Raw genomic sequence first — 4,800 nt, forward strand, 5'->3', positions numbered from 1 at the left:
CCACCGCCGTCACGGTCGCGCGCGAGCGGGGCCGCGACCCGGAGCGGGTGATCCGCGAGCGCGCCGCCCGGCTGGAGGAGCTGCCCGGCGGCGCCGGGGTCGCCGAGGCCGTCGCCGCCTACTGGCGCGGCCACCACACCGGTGACGGGCTGCTCGCGGTGGACGCGCTGCGCTGGTTGCGCGGCGAGTGCCCGCCCGCCCGCGCCCGCGCCGCGCTCGGCCTGCGCGCCACCCTGGACGACGTGCCGCTGACCGACCGGATCAAGCTGCTGGCCAGGTTCACCACGATGGCGGGCTACCGGGGTCTGCTGGTGTGCCTGGACGAGCTGGACACCCTGGCCGCCGCCCCGGACCGGGCCGCCGAGCACGAGGGGGTGCGGCGGATCGTGGAGGACAGCCTCGGCGGCGGCAGCCCGCACCTGGCGCACCTGTTCGCCGGGACCCCCAGCGCGCTCACCGATCCCCGCTACGGGCTGCACACCTGCGAGGCGCTGCGCACCGCGCTGCCCCCGGCGGGCGACGACCTGTTCGGCCCGGTGGTGCGGTTGCGCGCGCTGGAGGGCGAGGAGTTCACCCGGCTGCTGGCGGCGGTGCGGGACGTGCACGCTGGCGGCGGGCGGAGCGCCCTGCCGGACGAGGCGCTGCGCGAGTTCGCCCGGCACTGCGCGGACCAGCTCGGCGCGGACTGCGCGGGCAGGCGGCGCGCGGTGCTGCGGGCGTTCCTCGACCTGCTGTCGGCGGCCGAGGACGAGCCGGGCGACTGGGCGCCGCTGGTGCGGGCGGTCCGGGTAGACGCCGAGCAGCCCGCCCCCCGCGCGGTGGCGTGACCGGCGGCCCCGCCCCCCCCGGGCGGGACCGCCGTGCGCTGCCCGACCGCCGGATCGCCCGGCTACCGGCTACCGGTAGGTGATGTTCGACGAGGAGTACAGGCAGTTCGTGCTGTCCGGGCCGCTGCCGATCTTGCTCGGCTCGCCGCTCGTGACGCCCTTGTTCTTCTCGCACACCACGATCTTCTTGCTGCTGTCGCCGACGATCGTGACGTTCGTGTACTTCGCGGTGTCGCCGTAGTTCGTGTTGATCCCGGCGAGGACCTTGCCCGGCGAGTACGCGGTCACGTTCTCCAGGATCACATTCCGCTTGTACTGGGTGCCGCAGTTGCCGCACGAGCGGTAGAGCTTCCCGAAATCGTCGACCTGGAAGTTCTTGATGTGGATCGTGCCCGGCCCGTTGTGCTGGAACACCTTGTCCGACGCCTTGCGCGCGCCGCCGCCGTTCACGGTCATCTTCTGCGACGAGGAGGAGCCCTTGAGCGTCGCGGCGTCCTCGCCGACGTCCTCCCACCACACGTTGTTCAGCGTGCAGGTGCCCAGGCAGTGCACGCCGTCGGCGGCGGGCGAGCCCAGCACGACGTTGGACAGCGTGGCCCCGTTGGCCAGCTCGAAGAGCGGCGACTGCCCTTCGTCCTGACCGCCGTTGCCCAGGTCGCCGGTGCCGTAGAACCGCTTGAGGCCACCGTCGTACGACCCGGACACCTTGATCTTCGCCCCGACCCCCTGCGAGCCGTTCGGCGACGGGAACGCGCTCCCGGCGGCCGACGCGCTCCCCGCGCCCGCCGCGACCGTCACCGCGGCCAGCAGCAGCGCGCCCATTCCGGACAGGATTCGACGAGTCAACACCTTTGTTGTTCCTCCCGAGGTCTCGCGGCAGCGGAACCGGAGTGCGGGGCGGAACGGACGCTACGGACCGGAAATGCGCGCTGTCAACGGGGGATTTCGTTCGGGGCAAAGGATTCAGGTAGGTGAAACGACGTCGAAGGAATTCAGCTCGACGCGGCGCGCGGGTGTGGTCGAACGGCCGCGAAACAGCTGCGCCCACCCGGTGGTCCTCACCCCGAGGCCCGGTCCGCCGCCAGCAGCGCCAGCGCCAGGTGCAGGTCCTGCACGGCCAGGCCCGAGCTGTCGAACGCGGTGATCTCCTCCGCCGACCGCCTGCCCCGCGCCGCGCCCGACAGGACGTGGCCCAGTGCGGTCACCGGGGCGTCGGCGGGGGCGTGCTGGAACTCGCCGATCTCCCTCGACTGCTCGGGCAGGTCGCAGAACAGGGTCGCGGTGGCCAGCAGTCGGGCGGGAGCTCCTGCTTGCCGCGCGCGTCCGAGCCCATGCTGGACACGTGCGCGCCGGGGCGCAGCCAGCGCGCGTCGAACAGCGGGGCGCGCGCGGTGGTCGCGGTGACCACGATGTCGCTGGCGCACGCGGCCTCCGGGCCGCCCGGCTCGGCGGGCAGGCCCCTGGCGCGCAGCGCCCGGACGAACTCCTCCCCGCCGCTCCTGGCCACCACCACGATCCGCTCCAGCCGCCGCACCCGCGCCACCGCCACGCACTCGTGCAGCGCCTGGTTCCCCGAGCCGAAGATCGCCATGGTGCGGGAGTCCTCGCGGGACAACGCGTCCACCGCGACCGCGTCCGCCGCCGCCGTGCGCAGGGCGTTCGCCGCGCCCGCCTCCACCACGGCCGCCAGGCGGCCGGTCCCGTTGTCCAGCAGCAGGATCGTCGAGTTGTGCCTGGGCGCGTCCGCGTTGCCCGGCCAGTACGCGCCGACCTTCACGCCCGCGACCTCCGGCGTGGACGCGGACTTCACGGTGAAGCGGTTCGCCCGCTCGTGCGCGTGGCCGACGACCACCGGGAACGTCGTGGCCTCCCCGCCCGCCGCCGCCAGCAGCGCCGCCCGCGCCGCCCCGAACGCCAGCTCCGGGGTCGCCAGCTCGGCGCTCCGCTCCTCCGACAGCACCCGCACCGCGCTCACCACCCGTTCACCCGCGCCCACACCTCGGGCTCCCGCCCTCCGCCGACCACGTGGTACTCGCCGTGCTGGGCCGCCGTCGCGCAGGCGTGCACGGGCAGCACGCGCAACCTCGTGCCCACCGGGAAGTCCGGCAGCCCGCGGGCGCTGCCCTCGCGCATCCCCAGCACCCCGTGCTCCTGGGACGCGCCCACCATCAGCAGGTCCGGCACCACCCCGCCGTCCTCCAGCGCCACCACGCCGTACGCCTGGTCCACCGGCTGCACCCCGGTTCCCCGGTCGCGGGAGGTCGCCATCCAGCCGCCGTCGGTCATGATCCAGCCGCGCTCCCTCCGGTGCCCGATCACGGTGACCACCACGGACAGCGCCAGGTCGTCCAGCCCGCACACGCCCACACCCGCCATGACCAGGTCGAAGAACGCGTAGTTGCCCGCGCGGACCTCCGTGACGCCGGTCAGGTCGCGCGCGGCGTGCGCCGTCGGGGTCGAGCCGACGCTCACCACCGGGCACGGGAAGCCGCCCGCGCGCAAGGTCTCCGCGACCCGCACGGCGGTGGCGCGCTCGTGCTCGGCGGCCCGCGCCAGCTCCTCGGGAGTGTACCGGAAGTACGACTCGCCCGCGTGGGTCAGCACCCCGCGCAGCAGGTCCCCGCCCAGCGCGCCCGCGATCTCCAGCACGGCGGGGGAGTCCGGCGGCACCCCGCCCCGGTGACCGTCGCAGTCCACCTCCAGCAGCGCCGGAACCCCTCGCGCGGCAACGGCCTCGGCCTGCTCCACGCTGTCCAGCAGCACCACCCGGTCCACGCCGCGCTCGCGCAGCGCGCGCACCCGGTCCAGTTTGGACGGTGCGATCCCCACCGCGTACAGCACGTCGTCGTACCCCGCGTCGGCGAACACCTCGGCCTCGCGCAGCGTCGACACCGTGATCGGACCGGGCGCGCCGCCGAGCAGCACCTCCGCGACCCTGGGGGACTTCGAGGTCTTCACGTGCGGGCGCAGCACCGGCCCCAGCGCGGTGATCCTGGCGCGCAACCGGTCGGCGTTGCGCTGCAGGACCTCGCGGTCCAGGCGCAGGTGCGGGGTGGGCGGTGTCATGCGGTGGGCTCCGTCCGGTGGTCGGGGTTCCTGCGGCACTCGGCGAGGTCCGCGTAGAGCGAGGCGCGGGACACGCCCAGCCGCGCGGCGACCCTCGGGGCCGCGCCGCGCAGCCGGAACACGCCCCTGCGGTCCAGCGCCGCGATCAGCGGCAACCGGTCGGCCCTGGTCAGCGCGGTCGGGTCGCCGGGGGTCTCGGCGCGGATCACCGCGTCCAGCACCTGCTCGACGTCGTCGGCGAACGTGGTGGGCGTGGGCTGCGCGGTCCCGCCGACCAGGTCGCGGAGCAGGTCGCCGACCTGCTGGAGCGCGGTGGCGTCGAGGTTCACGCACAGCGCGCCGAACACCCGGCCGCGCGCGTCGCGCAGCGGCAGCGTGGACGACTTCACCAGGCGGCCGGACGGGGTGCGGGTGAGCTGGTTGAGGATCGGCTCGGCCTCGTCGCCGCGCGCCAGCACGGACAGGCCGATCTCGCTCATCGCGCCGCCCACGTGGCGGCCCGTGACCTCACCCGCCACGGCCACCACCGAGCGCTCCGGGACCCGGTAGTCGTGCAGGACCACCTCGCAGGACCGGCCGAACGGGGCGGCCAGTCCGGGCAGCACGGCCGTGAGCGCGGCCAGGATCGCGTCGGCGCTCGGATCGGGTTTCGCGGGCATGGGATGGAATATAGACGATGTGTCTTACATCTGGACAGAGTGTCCGAGCTTTGGGTGTCGCCGATCACACCCACTTCGTGTTTGAAGTGGTCGGCGAGAGGTATCTGCGGTCATGCCCGACCACCGCACGGCCGCCTCGGTCGTCCACGCCCTGCGCGAACTCCTGGAACTGGGCGCGCTCGACCTCCCCAGGCCGGGGGGTGGCTCGACCGCCGTCCGCTGGGAGGCGCTCGCCGCGCTCGGCAGGC

The 4,800-nt window shown here is 74.5% G+C and carries 4 protein-coding genes and 1 pseudogene; 1 reads left to right on the forward strand and 4 read right to left on the reverse strand.

From position 1 onward, the window contains the following. Nucleotides 1-827, forward strand: an 827-nt coding sequence (locus tag ACTUAL_RS06555) for a BREX system ATP-binding domain-containing protein (RefSeq protein WP_440899615.1), incomplete at its 5' end; no start/stop codon positions are given. Between the two features lie 69 nt (nt 828-896). Here the strand turns inward: ACTUAL_RS06555 and ACTUAL_RS06560 are convergent. From ACTUAL_RS06560 to ACTUAL_RS06575, 4 genes and pseudogenes are all read right to left on the reverse strand, one after another. After that, entirely contained in the window at nt 897-1,649 is a 753-nt protein-coding gene (locus ACTUAL_RS06560; RefSeq protein WP_440899618.1) for a pectate lyase, read from the reverse strand. Between the two features lie 236 nt (nt 1,650-1,885). Continuing rightward, a pseudogene (locus ACTUAL_RS06565) lies at nt 1,886-2,823 on the reverse strand (ornithine cyclodeaminase family protein). Continuing rightward, nucleotides 2,799-3,893 carry an alanine racemase gene (locus tag ACTUAL_RS06570; RefSeq protein ID WP_440899616.1) on the reverse strand — a complete coding sequence of 365 codons (1,095 nt, stop codon included), beginning with the start codon at nt 3,891-3,893 and terminating at the stop codon, nt 2,799-2,801. Before ACTUAL_RS06570 ends, ACTUAL_RS06565 begins: the two are co-directional and overlap by 25 nt. Beyond that, nucleotides 3,890-4,552: a helix-turn-helix transcriptional regulator gene (locus ACTUAL_RS06575; protein WP_440899617.1), complete on the reverse strand. Its 663-nt coding sequence runs from the start codon at nt 4,550-4,552 to the stop codon at nt 3,890-3,892. Before ACTUAL_RS06575 ends, ACTUAL_RS06570 begins: the two co-directional genes overlap by 4 nt. Between the last annotated feature and the right edge of the window lie 248 nt (nt 4,553-4,800).

This window comes from Actinosynnema sp., from assembly GCF_052038725.1.